This is a genomic window from Mycobacterium sp. NGS24 (assembly GCF_059813065.1).
Map to the genome: position 1 here is coordinate 294618 of NZ_JCALDW010000001.1, position 23094 is coordinate 317711.

22 protein-coding genes and 1 other RNA gene are annotated in these 23094 nt (G+C 68.5%); 17 read left to right on the forward strand and 6 right to left on the reverse strand.

The genetic code is table 11. The features are described 5' to 3' along the window. Positions 1-87: 87 nt before the first annotated feature. Entirely contained in the window at positions 88-450 is a 363-nt protein-coding gene (locus AC5Y6Y_RS01320; protein WP_463824529.1) for an ArsR/SmtB family transcription factor, read from the reverse strand. Between the two features lie 95 nt (positions 451-545). Here AC5Y6Y_RS01320 and AC5Y6Y_RS01325 point away from each other — a divergent pair, with 95 nt between their 5' ends. Continuing rightward, entirely contained in the window at positions 546-2516 is a 1971-nt protein-coding gene (locus AC5Y6Y_RS01325; RefSeq protein WP_499929332.1) for a heavy metal translocating P-type ATPase, read from the forward strand. A gap of 12 nt (positions 2517-2528) precedes the next feature. On the opposite strand, the gene AC5Y6Y_RS01330 is transcribed toward AC5Y6Y_RS01325, so the two are convergent. Genes AC5Y6Y_RS01330 through AC5Y6Y_RS01340 form a run of 3 tightly spaced genes read right to left on the reverse strand, consistent with a single transcriptional unit; the run spans position 2529 to position 4544 of the window. Continuing rightward, positions 2529-3377: an SURF1 family cytochrome oxidase biogenesis protein gene (locus tag AC5Y6Y_RS01330; protein WP_499929076.1), complete on the reverse strand. Its 849-nt coding sequence runs from the start codon at positions 3375-3377 to the stop codon at positions 2529-2531. Next, positions 3377-3874 carry a low molecular weight protein-tyrosine-phosphatase gene (locus tag AC5Y6Y_RS01335; RefSeq protein ID WP_463824527.1) on the reverse strand — a complete coding sequence of 166 codons (498 nt, stop codon included), beginning with the start codon at positions 3872-3874 and terminating at the stop codon, positions 3377-3379. The genes AC5Y6Y_RS01330 and AC5Y6Y_RS01335 overlap by 1 nt, the downstream gene beginning before the upstream one ends. Further along, positions 3867-4544, reverse strand: a complete 678-nt coding sequence (locus AC5Y6Y_RS01340) for an HAD-IA family hydrolase (RefSeq protein ID WP_499922973.1) — start codon at positions 4542-4544, stop codon at positions 3867-3869. The genes AC5Y6Y_RS01335 and AC5Y6Y_RS01340 overlap by 8 nt, the downstream gene beginning before the upstream one ends. 79 nt (positions 4545-4623) lie before the next feature. Between AC5Y6Y_RS01340 and cobC the strand changes: the two genes are divergently transcribed. The 8 genes from cobC to AC5Y6Y_RS01380 all read left to right on the forward strand — a co-directional run bounded on the left by cobC (position 4624) and on the right by AC5Y6Y_RS01380 (position 10551). Next, entirely contained in the window at positions 4624-5688 is a 1065-nt protein-coding gene (gene cobC / locus AC5Y6Y_RS01345) for an Rv2231c family histidinol phosphate aminotransferase CobC (protein WP_499929078.1), read from the forward strand. Beyond that, positions 5685-6818 (forward strand): Nif3-like dinuclear metal center hexameric protein, encoded by a 1134-nt coding sequence (locus AC5Y6Y_RS01350; protein ID WP_499929080.1) that lies wholly within the window; start codon positions 5685-5687, stop codon positions 6816-6818. The genes cobC and AC5Y6Y_RS01350 overlap by 4 nt, the downstream gene beginning before the upstream one ends. 22 nt (positions 6819-6840) lie before the next feature. Beyond that, positions 6841-7578: a zinc ribbon domain-containing protein gene (locus tag AC5Y6Y_RS01355; RefSeq protein WP_463824523.1), complete on the forward strand. Its 738-nt coding sequence runs from the start codon at positions 6841-6843 to the stop codon at positions 7576-7578. Next, positions 7575-8702, forward strand: a complete 1128-nt coding sequence (locus tag AC5Y6Y_RS01360; protein WP_499922985.1) for a bifunctional RNase H/acid phosphatase — start codon at positions 7575-7577, stop codon at positions 8700-8702. The genes AC5Y6Y_RS01355 and AC5Y6Y_RS01360 overlap by 4 nt, the downstream gene beginning before the upstream one ends. A 52-nt stretch (positions 8703-8754) precedes the next feature. Beyond that, positions 8755-9164: RNase P RNA component class A (gene rnpB / locus AC5Y6Y_RS01365), an RNA gene on the forward strand. Between the two features lie 138 nt (positions 9165-9302). Further along, positions 9303-9899 (forward strand): DsbA family protein, encoded by a 597-nt coding sequence (locus tag AC5Y6Y_RS01370; protein WP_499929334.1) that lies wholly within the window; start codon positions 9303-9305, stop codon positions 9897-9899. Positions 9900-9940: 41 nt separating this feature from the next. Beyond that, entirely contained in the window at positions 9941-10171 is a 231-nt protein-coding gene (locus AC5Y6Y_RS01375) for a type II toxin-antitoxin system Phd/YefM family antitoxin (protein ID WP_463824521.1), read from the forward strand. Next, positions 10168-10551, forward strand: a complete 384-nt coding sequence (locus AC5Y6Y_RS01380) for a type II toxin-antitoxin system VapC family toxin (protein ID WP_499929083.1) — start codon at positions 10168-10170, stop codon at positions 10549-10551. The genes AC5Y6Y_RS01375 and AC5Y6Y_RS01380 overlap by 4 nt, the downstream gene beginning before the upstream one ends. 18 nt (positions 10552-10569) lie before the next feature. On the opposite strand, the gene AC5Y6Y_RS01385 is transcribed toward AC5Y6Y_RS01380, so the two are convergent. After that, on the reverse strand, positions 10570-12105 hold the full coding sequence (locus AC5Y6Y_RS01385) for a CYTH and CHAD domain-containing protein (RefSeq protein ID WP_499929085.1): 1536 nt from the start codon (positions 12103-12105) through the stop codon (positions 10570-10572). Positions 12106-12212: 107 nt separating this feature from the next. On the opposite strand from AC5Y6Y_RS01385, the gene AC5Y6Y_RS01390 reads away from it, so the two are divergent. Then, a complete protein-coding gene (locus AC5Y6Y_RS01390; protein WP_463824518.1) occupies positions 12213-12434 on the forward strand; it encodes a hypothetical protein in 222 nt (73 codons plus the stop codon). An 8-nt stretch (positions 12435-12442) separates the two neighbouring features. Here AC5Y6Y_RS01390 and panB read toward each other — a convergent pair whose 3' ends face one another. Next, entirely contained in the window at positions 12443-13285 is an 843-nt protein-coding gene (gene panB / locus AC5Y6Y_RS01395) for a 3-methyl-2-oxobutanoate hydroxymethyltransferase (RefSeq protein ID WP_463824517.1), read from the reverse strand. 257 nt (positions 13286-13542) lie between these two features. Here panB and AC5Y6Y_RS01400 point away from each other — a divergent pair, with 257 nt between their 5' ends. From AC5Y6Y_RS01400 to AC5Y6Y_RS01430, 7 genes are all read left to right on the forward strand, one after another. Further along, positions 13543-15102, forward strand: coding sequence for an alpha/beta hydrolase (locus AC5Y6Y_RS01400; RefSeq protein ID WP_499922992.1), 1560 nt, complete (start codon positions 13543-13545; stop codon positions 15100-15102). 148 nt (positions 15103-15250) lie between these two features. Continuing rightward, the gene (locus AC5Y6Y_RS01405) at positions 15251-16810 is read left to right on the forward strand and encodes an alpha/beta hydrolase (RefSeq protein ID WP_499929336.1); all 1560 of its coding nucleotides are present in this window, start codon (positions 15251-15253) and stop codon (positions 16808-16810) included. Between the two features lie 67 nt (positions 16811-16877). Next, positions 16878-18218, forward strand: a complete 1341-nt coding sequence (gene glnA, locus AC5Y6Y_RS01410; protein WP_463824515.1) for a type I glutamate--ammonia ligase — start codon at positions 16878-16880, stop codon at positions 18216-18218. A gap of 84 nt (positions 18219-18302) precedes the next feature. Continuing rightward, complete coding sequence (locus AC5Y6Y_RS01415) at positions 18303-21299, forward strand: bifunctional [glutamine synthetase] adenylyltransferase/[glutamine synthetase]-adenylyl-L-tyrosine phosphorylase (RefSeq protein WP_463824514.1); 2997 nt, start codon at positions 18303-18305, stop codon at positions 21297-21299. Continuing rightward, positions 21296-21943: a PaaI family thioesterase gene (locus AC5Y6Y_RS01420; RefSeq protein ID WP_463824513.1), complete on the forward strand. Its 648-nt coding sequence runs from the start codon at positions 21296-21298 to the stop codon at positions 21941-21943. Before AC5Y6Y_RS01415 ends, AC5Y6Y_RS01420 begins: the two co-directional genes overlap by 4 nt. Next, positions 21940-22800, forward strand: coding sequence for a TIGR03619 family F420-dependent LLM class oxidoreductase (locus AC5Y6Y_RS01425; RefSeq protein WP_499929087.1), 861 nt, complete (start codon positions 21940-21942; stop codon positions 22798-22800). Before AC5Y6Y_RS01420 ends, AC5Y6Y_RS01425 begins: the two co-directional genes overlap by 4 nt. A 38-nt stretch (positions 22801-22838) precedes the next feature. Then, positions 22839-23060 carry a hypothetical protein gene (locus tag AC5Y6Y_RS01430; RefSeq protein ID WP_463824511.1) on the forward strand — a complete coding sequence of 74 codons (222 nt, stop codon included), beginning with the start codon at positions 22839-22841 and terminating at the stop codon, positions 23058-23060. Positions 23061-23094: the final 34 nt, after the last annotated feature.

Sequence of the window (23094 nt, forward strand, 5' to 3'; positions counted from 1 at the left end):
CGGTCCCGCCCGCGGCCACCGGTCAAGCTGCCCAACCCAGGTCACCGAGTCGGCAGCATCGCGATCGAGCGCACGGGGAGTGGCGCTTCATCCTGCGGACTGGGTGGGGTCGCTGATGCCGAGACGCCGGTGTTCGCTGTGGTAGATGGCTTGGTCGAGCAGTTCCGCCACGTGATTGTCGTAGAGGCTGTAGACGATGCTGCGGCCACTGCGGTTACCCACCACCAGTCCGAGATGACGGAGCAATCGCAGCTGATGCGATACGGCTGACTGTTCCATCCCGATCGCGTCGGCCAGGTCGGTGACCGGACGCGGTCCCTGACGCAGTTCGGTCAGGATCAGCAAGCGGGACGGTGTGGCCAGCGCCTGCAGCGTGGCAGCCACATGGGCTACCGCCTCGGCGTCGAGGCGCGTCGTGGGTCGCTCGCGGCCGCCGACACCATGTCCCATACCTGGGCAGTTTATCCCACCACTATATATATGAAGACATGTTCATATCTTCTGGTATCGTCGGCCTGGTTCCGGCTGCGGTCTTGGAGGTATCGGTGTCCATCTCGACATTCGCCGCTGCGCGACCCGAGCGGACACCGGTCCTGCCGGTGCGGCGCACGCCGCTGCTGGCGCTATCGGAGATGCGCTGGGCGGCACTGTCATTGGTGTTCTTCGTCGCCGGTCTGACGGCGCAGCTGCTCGGCGGACCAGGTGAGGTGTGGTGGGCCATGTATCTGGCCTGCTGCGTGGCCGGCGGCTGGCAGCCAGGGTTGGCCGGGTTGCAGGCGCTGCACCGCCGCACCCTGGATGTCGACCTGCTCATGGTGGTGGCTGCCATGGGCGCCGCCGCTATCGGTCAGATCACCGACGCCTCCCTGCTGATCGTCATCTTCGCCACATCGGGTGCGCTGGAGGCTCTGGCCACCGCTCGCACCGAGGATTCGGTGCGCGGACTGCTCGAGCTGGCACCCGATACCGCCACCCGTGTCCGCGCCGACGGCGGCGAAGAGGTAGTGACAGCCGCGGACCTGGACGTCGGCGACGTCATCGTGGTTCGTCCGGGCGAACGCGTCGCCGCGGACGCCGTCGTGATTGCCGGTAGCAGCGACGTGGATCAAGCGACCATCACCGGTGAGCCGTTGCCGGTGGCCAAGAGCGCGGGCGACAAGGTGTTCGCCGGCACCCTCAATGGCACTGGGGCGCTGCGTATCCGGGTCGATCGCCGCTCGGCGGACTCCATCGTCGCGCGTATCGCGGCCTTGGTTGCGCAAGCGAGTGGAACCAAGGCTCGCACGCAGTTGTTCATCGAGAAGGTCGAGCAGCGGTACTCGTTCGCCATGGTGGTGCTGACCTTGGCCGTGTTCGCGATACCGATGCTGGCCGGCGAATCGGTGCAGCGAGCGTTGCTCCGCGCCATGACATTCATGATCGTCGCGTCACCGTGCGCGATCGTGCTGGCGACCATGCCGCCCCTGCTGGCCGCCATCGCCAACGCCGGCCGCCACGGGGTGCTTGCGAAATCGGCGGTCGTGATGGAACAGCTCGGCACCACTTCCCGGGTCGCCTTCGACAAGACCGGCACGCTGACCCGCGGGATTCCCGAACTCAACGAAATACGCTGCCTCGAACCGAGATTCAGCGCCGATGAACTGCTGCGGCTGGCAGCAGGAGCCGAGTACCCCAGTGAGCACCCGCTGGCCGCGGCCGTCGTGACCGCAGCCCGCGAGCGTGGCCTGGACCTGCCCGCGGCCGAAGCTTTCGCCGCCTGCCCGGGACGGGGTGTCACGGCCGTCATCGAGGGGCGTTCGATCGGTGTCGCCTCGCCGGCGTCGCTGTCCCGAGCCACCGGCACCCGCGAGACGTCAGCGCTGGCCGCCGCCGTGGAGGCGCTGCACCGCAGCGGCTACACCGCCATCGCGGTGACATGCCAGCAGCGTCCGGTCGGCGTCTTCGGCATCGCCGACCAGCTCCGCCCCGAAGCGGCCGCCGCAGTCGATGCTGTGCGGCAATTGACCGGCAGTGCACCGATATTGCTGACCGGCGATAATCCCGCTCCCGCCAACCAGCTCGCCGCCCGGGTCGGCATCACCGACGTCCGCGCGGCGCTATTGCCCGAGGACAAGGTCGCCGCGGTCCAGCAACTTCAAGCCGACGGTCACAGCGTCGCGGTGGTCGGGGACGGCATCAATGACGCCCCAGCGCTGGCCGCCGCCGACGTCGGTATCGCCATGGGCGGCGCGGGATCCGACCTCACCCTGCAGACTGCCGATGCCGTGATAGTCCGCGATGACCTCACCACCGTCCCGGCCGTCATCGCGCTGGCCCGGCAAGCGCGCCGTGTCGTAATCGCCAATCTCACGATTGCCGCTGCCTTCATCACCGCGCTGGTGATCTGGGACCTGGTCGGAGCGCTGCCATTGCCGCTCGGCGTCGCCGGACACGAGGGCTCCACCGTGATCGTCGGACTGAACGGGCTGCGGTTGCTCCGCCCGGCCGCCTGGCAGCGCGCCGCCCGAACCGCGTGAAGACAATCCGCCTCAGCGCCGGCGACCGTACCGGTCGGCCAGTTTCTCCTCGACGGTCATCGGCATGTCAGCCGCCGGCGCCACCGGCTCCACCGACGGCTGCAGCGCCTTCTCCCGTCGCCGCGCCCGGACCTCGGCGTAGACGAAATACCCCAGCGCGGCGGGAGCCACGACGCCGAACAGAATCCATTGGATGCCGTAGGACAGGAACGGCCCGGCATCCAGGTGCGGCACCCCGATCACGCCGAGGCCTCCGGGCTGGTCCTCGACCAACTGCAGATACGACCCGGCCAGCGGCACGCCGGTCAGCGCCGCGACCTGACCGGTGTTGATCGAATACACCTGTTGATAGCCGTCTCTGGTGAGCGGTTCCTTGCCGGACACCAGCGCCTCGGAATCGCGCAGGCGTGCGGTGAGGGTCACGGTGTGCTCCGGTGGACGCGGGATCGGCGGCACGTGCGACCCGGTCTCGGGCCGTACGTAGCCACGGTCGACCAGCACCGTCGGCCCGCCGTCGACGACGAACGGCGCCAGCACCTCGAACGCCTGGTCGCCCTCGACGACCCGCAGTCTGGCCAGCACCCGCACGTCCGGCAGGTAATGTCCGGTCGCGGTCACCTGGCGCCACTGCGCCTCAGGGGCAGACGAATCCTGTTGCGGCAACAATGTTTTGAGCGCGACCGGGGGTGTGCTCAGGGAATCGGTGATCTGCTGGTTCTCCCGCGACGTCCTGGTGTTCTTGCCCAGCTGCCACGGCGCCAGCACGGTGAAACACAGGTAGGTGAACGCGATGCACACCAGCCACAGCGCCACCCAGCCCGGCCGCAGCAGGAACGTAAGACTCGGGACGCTGCGGGCCATCAACCGGTCCCGTTCTGCGCGAGCCTCTCGTCGACCCAGTCGTGCAGGCCCGGCAGGGCGGCCTCGATGACGACGAAGGCCTCCTCGAAGTCGCCGTGGTCGCCGTAGTAGGGGTCCTCGACGTCGAGGGCGTGCGCTCCTGAGCGGGGGTCGAACGAGCGCAGCATCCGCAGCCGCTGGTGCTCGACGCCGAGTTCGCGCAGCATCCGTTCGTGGTTGCGGCCCAGAGCCACTACTAGGTCTGCTGCCAGGTGCTCGTCGTTCAGTTGGGCCGCGCGGTGCTCGGTGGGGTAGCCGTGGTCGCGCAGCACCTGTCTGGCCCGCCGGTCGGCGCCCTCGCCGACGTGCCAGCTGCCGGTGCCGGCGCTGGTCACCCGCACCACGTCGTCCAGGCCGCGTTGCTGAATCTGGTGGGCGAACATCTTCTCGGCCATCGGCGAGCGGCAGATGTTGCCGCTGCACACGAACGTCACATGCAGCTTCTCCGAATCAGACACCCAGGATCCTCCGCAATTCGTCGACGGTCGCGACGTGCGTCACGCGGTCCGGCGGCTCTCGGTCGGCGAAGTCGGCCTGGCCGTATCCCCAACCGACCACCACCGTGTCGATGCCGTGCGCGGTCGCACCGTCGACGTCGTGGCTGCGGTCGCCGACCATCAGTACCCGCTCGGGCAGCGGCTGCAGCTGTGCGAGCGCGTGGGCCAGCACCTCGGTCTTGGACTTGCGCGAACCGTCCGGGCAGGCGCCGGCGATCACCTCGAAGTGCTGGACCAGCCCGAAATGATCCAGGATGCGCACTGCCGTCGGCTCCAGCTTGGAGGTGGCCACCGCCAGCCGCACCCCGGCGGCCTGCAGATCGGCCAGCAGCGGCGCAATCCCGTCGAACAGGCTGTTCATCGCCCATCCGCGAGTCCCGTACTCGGCCCGGAACGCGGTGAAAGCCTCGTCGGCACGCCCATCGAGCCCCAGCGCGCGGAACGTCTCGTCCATCGGGGGGCCGACGATCCGGGCGGCCAGGTCACCGTCCGGAATCGGCGCGCCGACCAGGGTAAGCGCGTTCCGGAAGCACGCCACGATACCGACGGCGGAATCGGTGAGAGTGCCGTCGAGATCGAAAATCACCAGCTGCGGCGTCACGTCCGGGAGGGAACCTGTCACGGCCCCCATTGTGGTCGATGCCCATGTCGGGCCGCGCTGGGATGCGCCGGATGTCTGACACCCACGATCGCGCACTAATGTTCCAGTGATGGCAGTTGCGGACCAGAGCGCGTCAACTCGCCTTGCGCTGGCGCGCCATCACGGCGATCAGGACGTCATGCCCGGCATGCTCGATTTCGCCGTCAACGTCCGGCACAGCCAACCGCCGCCGTGGCTGCTGCAACAACTCGGCGGGCGCTTGACCGACCTGGCCCACTACCCGGGCGCCGCTGACCTGCAGGCCGCCCGACACGCCGTCGCCGCGCGTCACGGCCGGGACATCGACGACGTGTTGCCGCTGGCCGGCGCCGCTGAGGGATTCGCGCTGCTGAGCAACCTGCGCCCGCGCCGGGCGGCGCTGATCGCGCCGTCGTTCACCGAGCCGGAGGCGGCGCTGACCGCGGCCGGCGTCCCGGTGCACCACGTCGTGCTGCGGCCGCCGTTCACCCTGGACACCGCGCAGGTTCCTGAGGACGCCGACCTGGTGGTGGTCGGGAACCCGACCAACCCGACCTCGGTGCTGCACACTCGCGAGCACCTGCTGGCGCTGCGCCGGCCCGGGCGGATCCTGGTGATCGACGAAGCATTCGCGGATGCGATTCCCGGGGAACCGGAGTCGCTGGCCGGCGACGCGCTGCCCGACGTGCTGGTGGTGCGCAGTCTGACCAAGACCTGGGCGCTGGCCGGGCTTCGGGTGGGTTACGCACTGGGGGCACCGGACGTGCTGGCCCGGTTGACCGTCACCCGCCCGCACTGGCCGGTGGGCACGCTGCAGCTGGCCGCGATCGCGGCGTGCTGCGCGCCGCAGGCCGTGGCCGAGGCGGCGGCCGACGCCGCGCGGTTGGCGGCGGTCCGCACGGCGATGGTGGCCGGTCTGGAGTCGGCGGGATTCGCGGTGGTCGACGGGTCGGCGCCATTTCTGCTGTGCCGCAGCCCCGATGCGGAGCGAATACGAAATTATCTGCGCAACAACGGAATTGCGGTTCGCCGGGGTGACACCTTCGTCGGCCTGGACGCGACTTATCTGCGGGTCGCGGTGCGTGCCGAGTGGCCCGTATTGGTGGCACGGCTGATCGAGATGTCCGCCTGCGCGCCCAGCGGGGGGCACCGGTGAGCGCGCGGCTGGCCGATGTCATCGACGTGCTGGAGGAGGCTTACCCGGCTCGGCTGGCCGAGTCGTGGGACTCCGTCGGGCTGGTGTGCGGCGACCCCGCCGACGTGCTCGAGTCGGTGACGATCGCGATCGACGCGACGGCCGCCGTCGTCGACGAGGTGCCCGACGCGGGATTGCTGCTGGCTCACCATCCACTGCTGCTGCGCGGGGTCGACACGGTCGCGGCCAACACACCCAAGGGTGCGTTGATTCACCGGCTGATCCGCTCGGGCCGCTCGCTGTTCACCGCGCACACCAACGCCGACTCCGCGGCACCGGGGGTGTCCGACGCGCTCGCGGATGCACTGGGCATGACGGTGGAGGCGGTGCTGGACCGCTCGCCGGTCCCGTGCGACATGGACAAATGGGTCATCTACGTGCCGAAAGAGGACGCGGACGCGGTGCGCAACGCGATCTTCGCGGCCGGGGCCGGGCACATCGGCGACTATTCGCACTGCAGCTGGAGTGTCACCGGTATCGGCCAGTTCCTGCCCCACGAGGGGGCCACGCCGGCGATCGGCGACATCGGCACCATCGAACAGGTGGCTGAGGACCGGATCGAGGCCATCGCACCGGCGGCCATTCGCGGCGGCGTCCTGGCGGCGATGCGCGCCGCCCACCCCTACGAGGAGCCGGCGTTCGACATCCTTGCCCTGGCGCCACCACCGGCCGATACCGGGTTGGGTCGCATCGGGGTGCTGCCGCAGCCTGAACCGTTGCGCGACTTCGTGTCCCGCGTCGGTGCGGCGCTGCCGCAGACCTCCTGGGGCGTGCGGGCCTCCGGTGATCCCGAGCTGCCGGTGTCGCGGGTCGCGGTCTGCGGGGGAGCGGGGGATTCGCTGCTCGGTGCGGTGGCCGGTGCGGGTGTGCAGGCCTACGTCACCGCCGACCTGCGCCACCATCCCGCCGACGAGCACCACCGGAAATCGCAGGTCGCCCTGATCGACGTCGCGCACTGGGCCAGTGAATTCCCCTGGTGTGCGCAGGCGGCCGCGGTGCTGCGGGCGCGATTCGGGTCGTCCTTGCCGGTGCGGGTATCCACCCTGCGCACCGATCCGTGGAACCTGGCATCGGGTGGGGACCGGTGCTGAGACCGAGAGCTGGAGATCACGCATGAAAGCCGAAGTAGCACAACAGCGTTCGCTACTCGAACTGGCCACCTTGGATGCCGAGCTGTCCCGGCTGGCGCATCGCGCCGACCACCTGCCACAACGACAGGACTACGAGCGGGTACACGGCGAACACGCCGCCGCCAGTGACCGGTTGGCCGCGGTGCGGATCGCCATCGAGGACTTGGACGCCCAGGTGGCGCGTTTCGAGTCCGAGATCGACGGGGTGCGCAAACGCGAAGACCGCGACCGCTCGCTGCTCTCCTCAGGGGCCACCGACGCCAAGCAACAGGCTGACCTGCAGCACGAGCTGGAGACCTTGCAGCGCCGCCAGGCCAGCCTGGAAGATTCGCTGCTCGAAGTGATGGAACGACGCGAAGAGTTGCAGGCGCAGCATGACATCGAGTCCGGTGCCATCGAGGCCTTGCAGAGTGACCTGGCCGCCGCCCAGCAGGCCCTGGACGCCGCCCTCGCCGAACTCGAGCAGACCCGCGGCGAACACCGCGCCCGCCGCGAGGAGCTGGCCGCGGGGCTGGACGCCGAGCTATCGGCGCTCTACGAACGCCAGCGGGCCGGGGGAGGCCCGGGGGCCGGGCCGCTGCAAGGACACCGGTGCGGAGCCTGCCGGATCGAGATCGGCCGAGGCGAACTCGCCCGCATCACCGCGGCCGCCGAGGACGAGGTACTGCGGTGCCCGGAATGCGGCGCTATTTTGTTGCGAGTCAAAGGTTTTCAGCAGTGAAGGTGGTCATCGAAGCCGACGGCGGATCGCGCGGCAACCCCGGACCCGCCGGGTACGGCGCGGTGGTGTGGTCCGCCGATCACCAGACCGTGCTGGCCGAGTCCAAGCACGCCATCGGCCGCGCGACCAACAACGTCGCCGAATACCGTGGCCTGATCGCCGGCCTGGACGACGCCGTGAAGATGGGCGCCACCGAGGTATCGGTCCTGATGGACTCCAAGCTGGTGGTCGAGCAGATGGCGGGCCGGTGGAAGGTCAAGCACCCGGACCTGGTGGAACTGCACGCCCAGGCGCAGGCGCTGGCGGCGCAGTTCCGTCGGATCAGCTACTCGTGGATTCCGCGGGAACAGAACGCCTACGCCGACCGGCTGGCCAACGATGCGATGGACGCCGCAGCCCAGACGGATCGCCGGGTCGACAAGGTCGTCGTGCCGGTCACCGAATCCGCCCGCAAGGGCGTCAGCGAAGCCTCCACCCTGTCCACCGTCGGGCCGGGGTGGACCGGCGCCCGCGGCATCCCCACCCGACTGCTGCTACTGCGGCACGGGCAGACCGAACTGTCGGTGCAACGCCGCTACTCCGGGCGGGGTAATCCGCCACTGAACGAAGTCGGTTGGCGGCAGGCAGGTTTGGCGGCCCGGTACCTCAATCAGCGGCGCGGGATCGCCGCCGTCGTCTCCTCGCCGCTGCAGCGCGCCTACGACACCGCGACCACGGCGGCCCGGGCGCTGGGCCTGGACGTGACCGTCGACCAGGACCTGATCGAAACCGACTTCGGGGCGTGGGAAGGGCTGACGTTCGCCGAGGCCGCCGCCCGCGATCCCGACTTGCACCGACGGTGGCTTTACGACACCGGCACGGTCCCGCCCGGTGGGGAGAGCTTCGACGACGTGCTGCGCCGCGTTCGTCGTGCGCGGGACCGGATCATCGCCGCCCACGAAGGCGAGAACGTGCTGGTGGTCTCGCACGTCACGCCGATCAAGTTGCTGCTGCGCATGGCGCTGGACGCCGGGTCGGGCCTGCTGTACCGGATGCACCTCGATCTGGCGTCGCTGAGCATCGCCGAGTTCTACCCGGACGGCGCCTCCTCAGTGCGCCTGGTCAACCAGACCGCATACCTGTAGCCGCTGGCCTCTGGCCGTGGCTGAGCTCAGCGAGTACCGTGTTCGTCGCGGACGAGTTGGCTGGGCGACCGCGGCACGGGCTCGGGTAGCGCTGTGTCGAGGAAAGTCCGGACTTCACAGAGCAGGGTGATTGCTAACGGCAATCCGAGGTGACTCGCGGGAAAGTGCCACAGAGAACAGACCGCCACCCTCGCGGTGGTAAGGGTGAAACGGTGCGGTAAGAGCGCACCAGCATCCCGGGTGACCGGGGTGGCTAGGCAAACCCCACCCGAAGCAAGGCCAAGAAGGTCGCACCGACCGTGCGGCTGCGCAGACGTTCGAGGGCTGCTCGCCCGAGTCTGCGGGTAGGCCGCTCGAGGCACCCGGCAACGGTGTGTCCAGATGGATGGTCGCCGCTCTGCCGCCGTTGGTCACCGCCACGGCGGTGGGGAACAGAATCCGGCTTACAGGCCAACTCGTCCGCTCCGCGCCGGCCCACCTGACCCGTCCGACATGATGGTGACCATGACAGCGAGCGTCACCAGATCCTCCGTCGTGAAACGGTCCGCAGGTCAGTCCATCGCCGTCGCGGTGACGCTCGGTCTACTGGCGGCACTGGTGATGTGGACCCCCGGTGCCGGACGCGCATCCGGCGCCGATGCCGCGCCGGCCGGGGACATCCTGTCGATCGGCGACCCGGCGGCGCCGGGCCAGATCGAGTTGTATCTGGATCCGCTGTGCCCCTACAGCGGGAAGATGGTGCGCGAGCAGGGCACCGAGATCGGTCGCCGCATCGAGACCGGTCGCCTCCACATCGAGCTGCGACTCGTCAACTTCCTCGAAAAGTATTCGGCCAGCGGCACTTACGACAGCCGCGCCAGCTACGCGGCCTTCATCGTCGCCGATCACTCGCACTCGAGCGACGTCACCTGGCGATTCATCGAGCAGATCTTCTCCGCCGATCAGCAACCGAAGGAAGAAGGTCCGACGGATCTGAGCAACGAGCAACTCGCCGGTCTGGCCGACCATGTCGGGGCGCCGCCGTCAGCGCAGGAATTGATCAAGCTCGGCCTGCCCATCCCGTACGACGCGCGCGTCATCGCCGCGCACAATCTCGCGTTGCTGCGCGCCCTGCCGGATCCCGGTGTGCCCAAGGTCGTCATCGGCGGTGAATCCGTCGACGGCAACTCTGATTGGCTGAACCGTCTCCCGCGTTGATGACTTAGTCTGACTAGACTAAGTCAGTTAGCCTGGTCGTCATGGCGACCGTAAATATTCACGAGGCCAAGACCCATCTGTCGCAGCTGCTGGCCCGCGTCGAAAACGGCGAGAAGATCACGATCGCGCGGGCCGGCAAACCGGTGGCCGATCTGGTGCCGCATTTGCGCACCGACATCGCCTTCGGCGGGCTCGCCGGCCAATTCGGTTATGACACCGAACGCTTCGATGACACCGATAGCGACGTCAACGCATTGTTCGGCATCGAATGAACGGGGTGTTGCTGGACACCCACGTCCTGATCTGGCTCCTGGAAGACAACCCGCGGCTGGGGACAACGGCGCGCGCTCACATCACGGCGAGCCCCGCCGTATTCGTCTCGGCCGCCAGCACCTGGGAGCTTGCCATCAAGGCGGCAATCGGCAAGCTCACGCTGCCGGACGACCTCGACCGGTCAATCAGCCGATCCGGACTGCAGGACCTTTCGATCACCCGTCGCCATACCCTCGCGTTCGAGCTCACCTCGCTACCGCATAAGGATCCATTCGACGCGATCCTCGTCGCCCAGGCGGCCGTGGAGCGGCTCGCCCTGCTCACTGCGGACGCAAAGCTCCTGGCGGCAGTTCCTGATGCCCTCGACGCCAGGCTCTGAACGTCCGCGCGCTTCGACTCAGCGCCGGGCGCGCCGCACCGCCTTGTCCAGGTCGCGCAGCGCCGAGTCCAGCTGTGCGGTGCTGGTTTCCGCGATCTCGGTCTCACGTTGGTAGAGCAGACCGTAGGTGAAGGTGTCTTCACCCGCGGCGTGCGCCGCATCGGCCTGGGTGAGCAGGTGTTCCCGGCTGACCGCGCTGTCCTGATGGTCGCCGAGCAGACTCTGAATGACCTTGGCCTGCTGAGCGACCTGATCGTCGCCGGTGGCCGCCGCGGTGTACCGCAATCTCTTGGCGCGCTTGCGGATCACGTGCAGGGCTTCATCGGCGTCCACAATCCCGTCCGCGGCGGCTTCGTCGCTGTCAGCCGCCTGTCTGGCGGCCTCGGCTTTCTGCACGGCCTTGCGCACCCGTTTGTAGGCGGCATCGATGGTCACCGGCGCCGGTTCCGCACCGGCGGCGGGCACCGGGCGCTCAGCCACCACTTCGTCCAGCGCGTCGAGCAGGCGGAAGTACCGCTTGGATCGCATCGCGACCAGCGAGCGCCGCAGCCCGACCTGGTAGCGCCGTTGCGCGCCATCGACCAGCCGGTCCCACACCGGCCCGCGCACCAGCGCAGGATCAAGTGCGTTCAGTTCCCGCTCGTAGCGTTCGCCGAGCACCTCGGCGTCGCGGGCCAGGCCCAGCACCCCGGCGAGTTCGCGCAGTTCGTCGAGAATCCAAGCGCCGTCGGCCAATCCGAAGGAATCCTGCGAGTCCTTGAGCAGGCTGCGGATCTTGCGGGTGATCACCCGCAGCTGGTGCACGGAGTCGTAGACGTCGGCGCGCACCGCGCGATCCCAGGCGACCAGCTCCTCGACATGCTTGGCCACCGCCCGATGGACCGGGTCCGTTGCGGTCGGGGCGTCAGCCGGCTTCGCTTCGCGATCGAGCACCCGGGCCAGCTTGGAACCGTGTCCGGCCGGCGCCGCCCCGGCATCCAGCAGCCGATTGCTGAGCCGGTCCAGCAGCTCCTGGTTCGCTCCCTGCCCATCGTCGGTGCCGGCAAGCTCGAGCTCCCACTCGTGCCACTGCTGCTCCTCGGAGTCGGCGGCCGACCAGGCGGTCACGTGGTCATCGCAGAACTCCGCCAGCGCCGCACCCTGCCCGTCGTACAGCACCTGACGCTCGCGCCGCGTGGTGATGCGGGCCACCGGTTTGACCGGCCGGTCCCGCACGATGGCCAGCACCACATCCAGCAACTCGGCCGGAACGGTGTCGCTGTCGGACGCCTCCAGCGAGGCGTGGATCTCGGTACGGGAGTCCGGTCCGGCGGGCAACTTCAGATGCCAACCGGCATCGGACCCACCGGTGCGGCGGCGCAGGGTGATCCGGTTGCGGGCCAGGTCCTGCCCGGCGGTGTCGTAGTAGACCGCATCGAGTTCCTGCACCGGCGGCTTCTCGACGCGGGCCACTGCCGCGATGCCTTCGAAGGACGGCGACACGGTCGAGTCGATCACGTCGAACTTGCGCTCGACTTCCAGATGTCGCGCCGACTTCGACGCTTTAGCAGGCATTTGATCTCCAGGGAGAGGACCGGGAGCCGTCCGCTGTTCGTGCGGGGCCAGGGACGGCATCCATAGATTGCCACATCAGGGTTAACGAGCCGACTAGCGTGGGTGCCATGACTGAGCAGTCGTGGAACGTCGTGATCGGTGAAGCGGACGAGCAGAGCACGGGAGTGCCGCCCGTGCCGACCACCGTGTACCAGGGCGACGAGTCCGGTGCCCGAGCCGCCTACGACGAGTTCAGCGCCAAGGCGGACGCGTCCGGATACCGCTACGTCATGTTGCGCGACATCGGCGAAGTGATCGAGCTCTGGGGTACCCCACCGGCCGTCGGCTGAGCGAACCGCTAGAAGCAGTGCTCTTCGGCCGGAAACGTTCCGCTGGCCACTTCTTGCGCGTATTGCGTTGCAGCACGGCGCAATTCACCGCCTACGTCGGCGAACCGTTTGACGAAGCGAGCGGCTTTGCCGCCACTCATCCCGGCCATGTCCTGCCACACCAGCACCTGACCGTCGCAGTTCGGCCCGGCACCGATGCCCACGGTCGGAATGGTCAGCTTGCCGGTGATCTGGGTGGCCAACTCCGCGGGAACCATCTCCATCACCACGGCGAACGCACCCGCTTCGGCAACGGCGATCGCGTCGGCGACGGTCTGTTCGGCGGCGTCACCGCGGCCCTGAACCTTGAACCCGCCCAATGTGTTGACGCTCTGCGGGGTGAACCCGATGTGCGCCATCACCGGGATGCCCGCGGCGGTCAGACAGGCAATCTGCTCGGCGACCCGCTCACCACCCTCGAGCTTGACGGCGTGGGCGCCGCCTTCCTTCATGAACCGGGTGGCTGAGGCGAGCGCAGCCGCCGGTCCGCCCTCGTAGCTGCCGAACGGCAGATCGGCGACGACCAGCGCGTGCGGGGCACCCCGCACCACCCCGCGAACCAGCGGGATCAACTCGTCGATCGAGATCGGCACCGTGGTGTCGTAGCCGTAGACGACGTTGGCGGCGGAATCACCGACCAGCAGCACCGGGATGCCGGCCTCTTCGAAGACCCGTGCCGTCGAGTAGTCGTATGCCGTCAGCATCCCCCACTTGTGGCCTTCGGCCTTCCATTTCTGCAGGTGGTGGGTGCGGATCTTGGGTCGCGGCGCCGAAACTGCAGCAGAATTCGAACCGTAGACGTTCTCAGACATCGTTGTCCTAATGTGGTGGTCGGGTCGATCCTCGTGGCCCTGCACAGGGTCCCCGGGTTCGTCTGACCCCCACAGTCTGCCATCTGGGCGATCCCGACGCATCGTGGTGTTCGCCACGGACCTGCCCGGTGAAGAAGGCAACGGCCGCCCGCGCGGGACTGGTCTCAGTGGGGTAGTGGCCGGGGTGCGAACCCAGCCCGCCCCGAAAATCGGCCGCTGACCAGGTCCGTGCAGGTCCTCTGGCACCATGGTGAGCCATGTGCCTGACTCGCCGCGCCGAGATCGCGCGCCAGCTGCTGGTCTGGGCCGTCCTGGCCACCGTGGTGTCGACCGTGGCGGGCTGCGTTCACGTGGTGGCCGGGCGCGCACGCATGGCGGAGCCGCGGCTGGGCGCGCCGGTGGTGTGGACACCGTGCCGCAGCTCCAATCCCGCCGCGAAGATCCCCGGCAACGCGATGTGCGGCAAGCTCGCCGTGCCTGTCGACTATGACCATCCCGACGGTGACGTGGCTGCGCTCGGGTTGATCCGTTTTCCGGCGAGCGGGGACAAGATCGGCTCGCTGGTGATCAACCCCGGCGGTCCGGGTGAGTCCGGCATCGAGGCCGCGCTCGGCATCTTCTCGACGCTGCCCAAGCGGGTGCATGAACGTTTCGATCTGGTGGGCTTCGATCCGCGCGGGGTGGCGGGCTCGCGGCCCGCGATCTGGTGCAATTCCGACGCCGACAACGACCGGCTGCGAGCCGAGCCGCAGGTCGACTACAGCCAGGCCGGCGTGGACCGCATGGAAAACGAGACCAAGCAGTTCGTGCAGCGTTGCGTGGACAAGATGGGCAAGAACTTCCTGGCGAACGTCGGGACCGTCAACGTCGCCAGAGATCTGGACGCCATCCGCAAGGCGCTGGGTGACGCCAAGCTGACCTACCTCGGCTACTCGTACGGCACCCGAATCGGTGCGGCCTACGCCGAGGCCTTCCCGCAGAACGTGCGGGCGCTGATCCTGGACGGTGCCGTGGATCCCAACGCGGACCCGATCGAGGCAGATCTGCGCCAGGCCAAAGGATTTCAAGACGCGTTCAACGATTACGCGGCCGACTGTGCCAAGGATTCGGGCTGCCCGCTGGGCGACGACCCGGCCAAGGCCGTGCAGGTCTACCACGACCTGGTGGACCCGCTGGTCGACCCCGACAACCTCACCGTGGGCCGGCCCGCGAAGACCAAAGACCCGCGGGGCCTGAGCTACAGCGACGCCATCGTGGGCACCATCATGGCGCTGTACTCGCCGAACCTGTGGCGGCACCTGACCGACGGTCTCAAGGAACTCGCCGACGAACACCGCGGCGACACCATGCTCGCGCTGGCCGACATGTACATGCGCCGCGACTCACACGGCCACTACAACAACTCCACCGACGCGCGGGTGGCCATCAACTGCGTTGACCAGCCCCCGATCACCGACCGCGCCAAAGTCGTCGACGAAGACCGCCGCGCCCGCGAGGTCGCACCGTTCATGAGTTACGGCTCGTTCACCGGCTTTGCGCCACTGGGCACCTGCGCGTTCTGGCCGGTACCGCCGACCAGCCGCCCGCACGCCGTCAGCGCTCCCGGCCTACCGCCGACGATCGTCGTGTCGACCACGCACGATCCGGCCACGCCGTACAAGGCCGGCGTCGACCTGGCCGCCCAACTGAAAGGGTCGTTGCTCACGTTCAACGGAACCCAGCACACCGTGGTGTTCCAAGGGGACGGCTGCATCGACGACCACATCACCGACTACCTGATCAACGGCACCACGCCGCCGGTCGGGGCCACCTGCTGACGCGCTTGCGCCGTCGACTGTGAACCTCGCGACGCCGCGACGGAGTGTCGCGTCGTGAGATGCACGCTCGGCGACGCACCGCGCGCTGCGCAATAGCGACCAAGGCGTAACCATTTCGCGTCCTGCTGCGGTATTCGACAATGAGACGATTTCGGCCATGTTGCGCCTGAGAACGGTGAGCTCGGCGCTGTTGTCGTGTGGTCTGGTGTTCTGCGGGCAGCCGTTGCCGGTCGCCGGGGCCACGCCCGAACCCGATACCGGGCAGACCCAGATGCCGGCAGCACCCGCCGCGGCACCACAACAGAGCTGGGGACCCTGCCGCGAATTCATCAGCGACACCACCAACATCCCCACCGCGCAGTGCGCCACCGTCGCCGTCCCCGTCGATTACGACAAACCCACGGGGCAACAGGCAAAGTTGGCGGTGATCCGGGTTCCCGCCACCGGTCAGCGGATCGGCTCGCTATTGGTCAACCCGGGTGGCCCCGGCGCGTCGGCGGTGGACATGGTCGCCGGCATGGCACCCCAGCTCAAGGACACCGACATCACCCGGCACTTCGACCTGGTCGGGTTCGACCCGCGCGGCGTCGGCCACTCCACCCCCGAGTTGCGTTGCCGCAGCGACGCGGAATTCGACGCCTACCGGCGTGACCCGATGGTGGACTACAGCCCGGCCGGGGTCGCGCACATCGAGCAGGTCTACCGGGAACTGGCCCAGCATTGCGTCGACCGGATGGGCCAGGCGTTCCTGGCCAACATCGGCACCGCGTCAGCCGCCCGCGATATGGACCTGGTGCGGCAGGCGCTGGGCGACGAACAGATCAACTACCTCGGCTACAGCTACGGCACCGAGCTCGGGACCGCCTACATCGAGCGGTTCGCCCCGCACGTGCGGGCGATGGTGCTCGACGGCGCCATCGACCCGACCATCGGGCCCATCGAGCAGACCATCAACCAGATGGCGGGCTTCCAGACCGCGTTCAACGACTACGCCGCCGACTGTGCAAAGTCCACCGCGTGCCCGCTGGGCACCGACCCGGCCCAGTGGGTCACCCGCTACCACGCGCTGGTGGACCCGTTGGTCACCACCCCGGGCAAGACCTCCGACCCGCGCGGGCTGGGCTACGCCGACGCCACCACCGGCACCATCAACGCGCTGTACACCCCGCAGCACTGGAAGTACCTGACCAGCGGCCTGCTCGGGTTGCAGCGCGGCACCGATGCCGGGGACCTGCTGTTGCTCGCCGACGACTACAACGGCCGGGACAAGCAGGGCCACTACGACAACGGCCAGGACGCGTTCAACGCGATCCGATGTGTCGACGCGCCGACCCCCACCGATCCGGCGTCCTGGGTGACCGCCGACCGGCGCCTGCGCGAAGTGGCGCCGTTCCTCAGCTACGGACAGTTCACCGGATCCGCCCCGAGAGACATCTGCGCGCTGTGGCCCGAGCCGGCGACCTCGACACCGCACGCCGCGGCACCGGCCCCGCCCGGCAAAGTCGTCGTCGTGTCCACCACCCACGATCCGGCCACCCCGTACCAGGCCGGGGTCGACCTGGCCCGTCAGCTCGGCGGGCCGCTGATCACCTTCGACGGCACCCAGCACACCGTCGTCTTCGACGGCAACAACTGCGTGGACGCCGCCGTGGCGCGATACCTGCTCGATCTGACGCTGCCGCTGCCCAATTTGCGGTGTCAGGCGTGAGTGCCGCAACGCGCCTGGCGTGGCGTGCGTAACACGGAATTAACAGAGCGTGCCTAGTGTGCGGGATATGGATCGACAGAAGGAATTCGTCCTGCGCACGCTGGAAGAGCGCGACATCCGCTTCGTCCGGCTCTGGTTCACCGACGTGCTCGGGTACCTCAAGTCGGTCGCGATCGCCCCAGCCGAACTAGAGGGCGCTTTCGAAGAGGGCATCGGCTTCGACGGGTCCTCGATCGAAGGCTTCGCGCGGGTCTCGGAATCCGACACCGTCGCGCACCCCGACCCGTCGACTTTCCAGGTACTGCCCTGGGCCACCAAAGCCGGCCACCACCACTCCGCGCGGATGTTCTGCGACATCACCATGCCGGACGGCTCGCCGTCCTGGGCAGACCCGCGCCATGTGCTGCGCCGCCAGCTGCAGAAGGCCAACGATCTTGGCTTCTCCTGCTACGTGCACCCCGAAATCGAATTCTTCCTCCTCAAACCCGGTCCCGAGGACGGCACCGAACCGGTGCCCATCGACAACGCCGGCTACTTCGACCAGGCCGTCCACGAATCCGCGTCGAAGTTCCGCCGCCACGCCATCGACGCCCTGGAGTTCATGGGCATCTCGGTGGAGTTCAGCCACCACGAAGGCGCCCCCGGCCAGCAGGAGATCGACCTGCGTTTCGCCGACGCGCTGTCGATGGCCGACAACGTGATGACCTTCCGCTACATCATGAAAGAAGTCGCGCTGGACGAAGGTGTCCGCGCGACCTTCATGCCCAAGCCCTTCGGCCAGCACGCCGGCTCGGCCATGCACACCCACATGAGCCTGTTCGAGGGCGACGTCAACGCCTTCCACAGCGACGACGACCCGCTGCAGCTCTCCGAGGTCGGCAAGTCCTTCATCGCCGGGATCCTCGAGCACGCCTCGGAGATCAGCGCCGTCACCAACCAGTGGGTGAACTCCTACAAGCGTCTGGTGCACGGCGGCGAGGCACCCACCGCGGCCTCCTGGGGGGCCGCCAACCGCTCCGCCCTGGTGCGGGTACCGATGTACACCCCGCACAAGACGTCGTCGCGACGCGTGGAGGTGCGCAGTCCCGATTCGGCGTGCAATCCCTACCTGGCGTTCGCAGTGCTGCTGGCCGCCGGACTGCGCGGCGTGGAAAAGGGTTACGTGCTCGGACCGCAGGCCGAGGACAACGTCTGGGACCTCACCCCGGAGGAACGCCGCACCATGGGGTACCGGGAGCTGCCGACCAGCCTGGACAACGCGCTGCGCGCCATGGAGTCCTCCGAGCTGGTAGCGGAGGCGTTGGGAGAGCACGTTTTTGACTTCTTCCTACGCAACAAGCGCACCGAGTGGGCGAACTACCGCAGCCACGTCACGCCGTTCGAGCTGCGTTCCTATCTGTCGCTGTAGCTGATCCCCGACCGGCGCGCCGGAACCGCGGCGCGGTTGCGCTACCGTCAGTGGCGTGGGCGCCCATCTTCTGTACCGCTTGGCTTGGCATCGTCGGCGGCGCGGGTCGTGACCAAGCCCGCCACGCAGCGACCGAAGTTGCCCAGCGTCGGCCGGCTCGGACTGATGGACCCCCGGGCCGGCGCCCGGCTGACGGAACTGGGCTGGGATCAGCACGACGATCAGGCGCACGTCGACCTGCTCTGGTCGCTGTCGCGCGCTCCGGATGCCGACGCCGCGCTACGCGCCCTGATCCGGCTGGCCGAGGCGCTGGACTCCGGTTGGAACGAACTGAACGCGGCACTGCTCGCCGAACGCAGTCTGCGTGGCCGGCTGTTCGCCGTCCTGGGTTCCTCCCTGGCGCTGGGGGACCACCTGATCGCCAACCCGCAGTCCTGGAAACTGTTGCGGGGCAAGGTCAAACTGCCGTCCGCCGCCGAGCTGCGCGCGTCGTTCTTCGAGTGCGTCGAGGAATCCTCGAATTCGATCGAGCTGCGCCTGCGCGTCCGCTACCGCGACCACCTGCTGGTGCTGGCCGCCCTCGACCTGGCGCCGACGGTGGAAGACGAGCCGGTGCTGCCGTTCACCACCGTGGGTGCGCAACTGGCCGACACCGCCGACGCCGCGCTGGCCGCCGCCCTGCGCGTGGCCGAGGAGACCGTGTGCGCCGACCAGACGCCGCCGCGCCTGGCCGTGATCGCGATGGGCAAATGCGGTGCGCGGGAACTGAACTACGTCAGCGACGTCGACGTGATCTTCGTCGGCGAGCGCGCCGACCCGATCACCACCCGGGTTGCCGGCGAGATGATGCGGGTGGCGTCGGCAGCGTTCTTCGAAGTGGACGCCGGGCTGCGCCCAGAGGGCCGGCACGGGGAACTGGTTCGCACCGTGGAATCCCACGTCGCCTACTACCAGCGCTGGGCCAAGACCTGGGAATTCCAGGCGCTGATGAAGGCCAGGGCCGCAGTCGGTGACGCCGAACTGGCCCAGCGCTACCTCGAAGCATTGACGCCGATGGTCTGGACCGCCTGCGAGCGTGAGGATTTCGTGCCCGAAGTGCAGGCCATGCGGCGCCGGGTCGAAAAACTGGTGCCCGCCGACATCCGGGGCCGCGAGCTCAAACTCGGCAGCGGGGGACTGCGCGACGTGGAGTTCGCCGCGCAGCTGCTGCAGTTGGTGCACGGTCGCAGCGACGATTCGCTGCACGTCGCTTCCACCGTGGACGCGCTGACCGCGCTGGGCGAAGGCGGCTACATCGGCCGCGAGGACGCGGCGAATATGATCGCCTCCTACGAGTTCCTGCGACTGCTCGAGCATCGCCTTCAGCTGCAGCGCCTCAAGCGCACCCACCTGCTGCCCGAGGCCGACGACGAGGAGGCGGTCCGCTGGCTGGCCCGGGCAGCGCACATCCGTCCCGACGGCCGCCACGACGCGGCCGGGGTCCTGCGCGAGGAACTCAAGCACCAGAACGTCCGGGTGTCGCGGTTGCACGCCAAGTTGTTCTATCAGCCGCTGCTGGAGTCGATCGGCCCGCCCGGGCTGGAACTGGTCGGCGGACGCATGACGTCCGAGGCCGCGATACGACAGCTGGCCGCGCTGGGCTACGAGGCCCCGCAGATCGCGTTGAAACACATGTCGGCGCTGGTCAACCAGAGTGGCCGGCGCGGGCGGGTGCAGTCGGTGCTGATGCCCCGCCTGCTGGACTGGCTGTCCTACGCCCCCGACCCCGACACCGGGCTGCTGGCGTACCGCAAACTCAGCGAGGCGTTGTCCTCGCACACCTGGTACCTGGCGACGCTGCGGGACAAACCCACCGTCGGACGACGGCTGATGCACGTGCTGGGCACCTCGGCCTTCGTGCCGGATCTGTTGATGCGCGCACCAGAGGTCATCCAGTCCTACGGTGACGGCGTGGCCGGGCCCAAACTGCTCGAGAGTGAGCCCGCGGCGGTGGCGCGTGCGCTGGTCGCCTCGGCGGGCCGGCAGAGCGACCCGGTGCGCGCCATCGGCTCGGCGCGCACGCTGCGACGTCGGGAATTGGCCCGCGTCGCCTCCGCCGACCTGCTCGGCATGCTGGAAGTCCGCGACGTGTGCGCGGCGTTGACATCCATCTGGGTCGCTGTGCTGCAGGCGGCGCTGCACGCCGTCGTTCGGGCCAGCCTGCCGGCGGACGGGCGGGCGCCGGCGACGATCGCCGTCATCGGCATGGGCCGGCTGGGCGGTGCGGAGCTGGGCTACGGCTCGGACGCCGACGTGATGTTCGTTTGCGAACCGGCCGACGGAGTGCCCGACTCACAGGCGGTGAAGTGGGCAACCACCGTCGCCGAGCAGGTGCGAAAGCAGCTGGGCACCCCCAGCGTCGACCCGCCGCTGGAGGTCGACGCCAATCTGCGGCCCGAGGGCCGCAGCGGGCCGCTGGTCCGCACGCTGGCCTCCTATGAGGCGTACTACGCGCAGTGGGCCCAGGCCTGGGAAATCCAGGCGCTGTTGCGCGCGCACGCGGTCGCCGGTGACGCGGAGCTGGGTCAGCGGTTCCTGCTGATGGTCGACAAGACCCGCTATCCACAGAACGGCGTGTCGCCCGAAGCGGTCCACGAGATTCGTCGCATCAAAGCGCGCATCGAGTCCGAGCGGCTGCCCCGCGGTGCCGACCCCAACACCCACACCAAACTGGGCCGCGGCGGACTGGCCGACATCGAATGGACGGTGCAACTGCTGCAGTTGCGGCACGCGCATGAGATCCCGGCCCTGCACAACACCTCGACATTGCAATCGCTGGACGTGATCGCCGAACACGGCCTGGTCGAGCAGGACGAGGTGGATCTGCTGCGCCAGGCGTGGCTGACCGCCACCGCCGCGCGCAATGCGCTGGTGCTGGTGCGCGGCAAACCCACCGACCAGTTGCCCGGACCCGGCCGTCAGCTCAACGCCGTCGCGGTCGCCGCGGGCTGGCACAACGACGACGGCGGCGAGTTTCTGGACAACTATCTTCGAGTGACGAGGCGGGCAAAAGCAGTGGTGCGCAAGGTGTTCGGCAGTTGAGTCAGGAGATGGGCGCGCTCGGCGGTGTGGAGTTCGAGGAATTGAGCCCCGCGGAAGCGGACCGGGTGACAGCCCTGCATGCGCCGTTGGCGCAAGCCGTCCGGGAACTCCTCGACGCCACCATCAGTACCGAGGCGGACGACGACGTCATCGCTGCGGCGACAGCCACCGTCGCGGGGGTCACCGAATCGTTGCGGCAGCGAGTCCGGCCCGGCAGAGTGAGTTACCGCGTCGGCGATCGCCCGCTGCCGTTGGGCAATGCCGTTGTCGGCGTGTGCAATCCGATCGCGCCGCCGGTCGTCGTGCAGCATGAGGGCGGCGGGCGGTGCTGGGCCGAGTTCGTCCTCGGTCGCGCTTACGAGGGCCCGCCCACGCTGGTGCACGGCGGGGTCAGCGCACTGGTGCTCGACCACATCCTCGGCGAGGCGGCCAGCGAGGGACTGCTGAAACCGCGTTTCACCGGAACCATCACCGTGAAGTACCTGCGCGGCACACCGCTGGGCCCGCTGCGGGCCGAGGCCTGGATCGACCGCAAAGAAGGTGTCAAAGTCTTTGCGCGCGGCTTCATCTCGGATGCGGCCGGGATCACGGTCGAGGCGGAAGGTGTCTTCATCGAACCGTCCTGGGTAAGGAACGGGCAGTGAAGTTCTACGTCAGCAGCGCCTTCCTGGACACCCCGGAGATCGTTGAGATCGCCAGGGCCGCTGACGAACTCGGCTACGACGGGATCGGCATTCCCGACCACGTGGTGAACCTCGAGACGCTGCAGACCCCGTACCCGTACACCAAGAACGGGCAGCGCCGCTGGCAGCCGTTCACCGACTGGCCGGATCCGTGGGTGCTGGTGGGTGCGCTCGCCCAGGTCACCACCCGACTCAAGTTCGTCAACACCGTCTACATTCCGGCGATGCGCAACCCGTATTCGGCCGCCAAAGCCATTGGGACCGCGGCGGTTCTGGCTTCCGGGCGGGTGGAGTTGGGCATCGGGGTGGGCTGGTGCCGCGAAGAGTTCGAGTTGATGGGGGAGCAGTTCGCGGCGCGGGGCAAACGCACCGACGAAATGATCGCGTTGATGCGGGAATTGTGGCAACCGGGCTGGACCGAATTCGACGGCCGGTTCTACCAGGCGCCGCGACTGGAAATGCAGCCGACGCCTCCGCCGATCCCGGTGTACGTCGGGGGTCTGAGCGACATCGCGTTGCGGCGGGCCGCGCGCTACGACGGATGGATCGGGGACTTCATCAAGACCGACCGCGCCATCGAGCGGGTGGCTAGGCTGCGGGAACTGCGTGCCGAAAACGGTTTGTCCATGGACGGTTTCACCATCCTGACGCCGTTGATCGATGCGTTCACCGCCGCCGACTACCAGCGCGCCGAAGACGCCGGCATCACCGGCATCATCACAATGCCGTGGATGTTCTACGCCGGGCCGCAGGCCACGTTGGCCGAGAAGATCGACGGCATGAAGAGGTTCCGCAAGGACCTCGCGCTCGACGCCTAGAGTCGCGGCCGGGCGGCGCCGTGGGCGATACTCCACCCATGCCTTTTACGGTCGTCTTCGGCAACGGCGAAGCACGGGACTACGGAGCCGCGGACAGCTTCGAGATCACCGACGCCGGCCTGCTGATCATTCAGCTCAAGCGCGAGGACATCAGCCGCCACATCGTGGCGCCGGGCGCCTGGCTGGAGGTGGTGGAGATGGTCGAGGGGCAGCCGGTCAAGATGACGCGGGGCATCATCGCGCACCGCCCCAAGCTGTAGCCCGAGACGCAAAACCCCCCATCTCCGTTGCGGG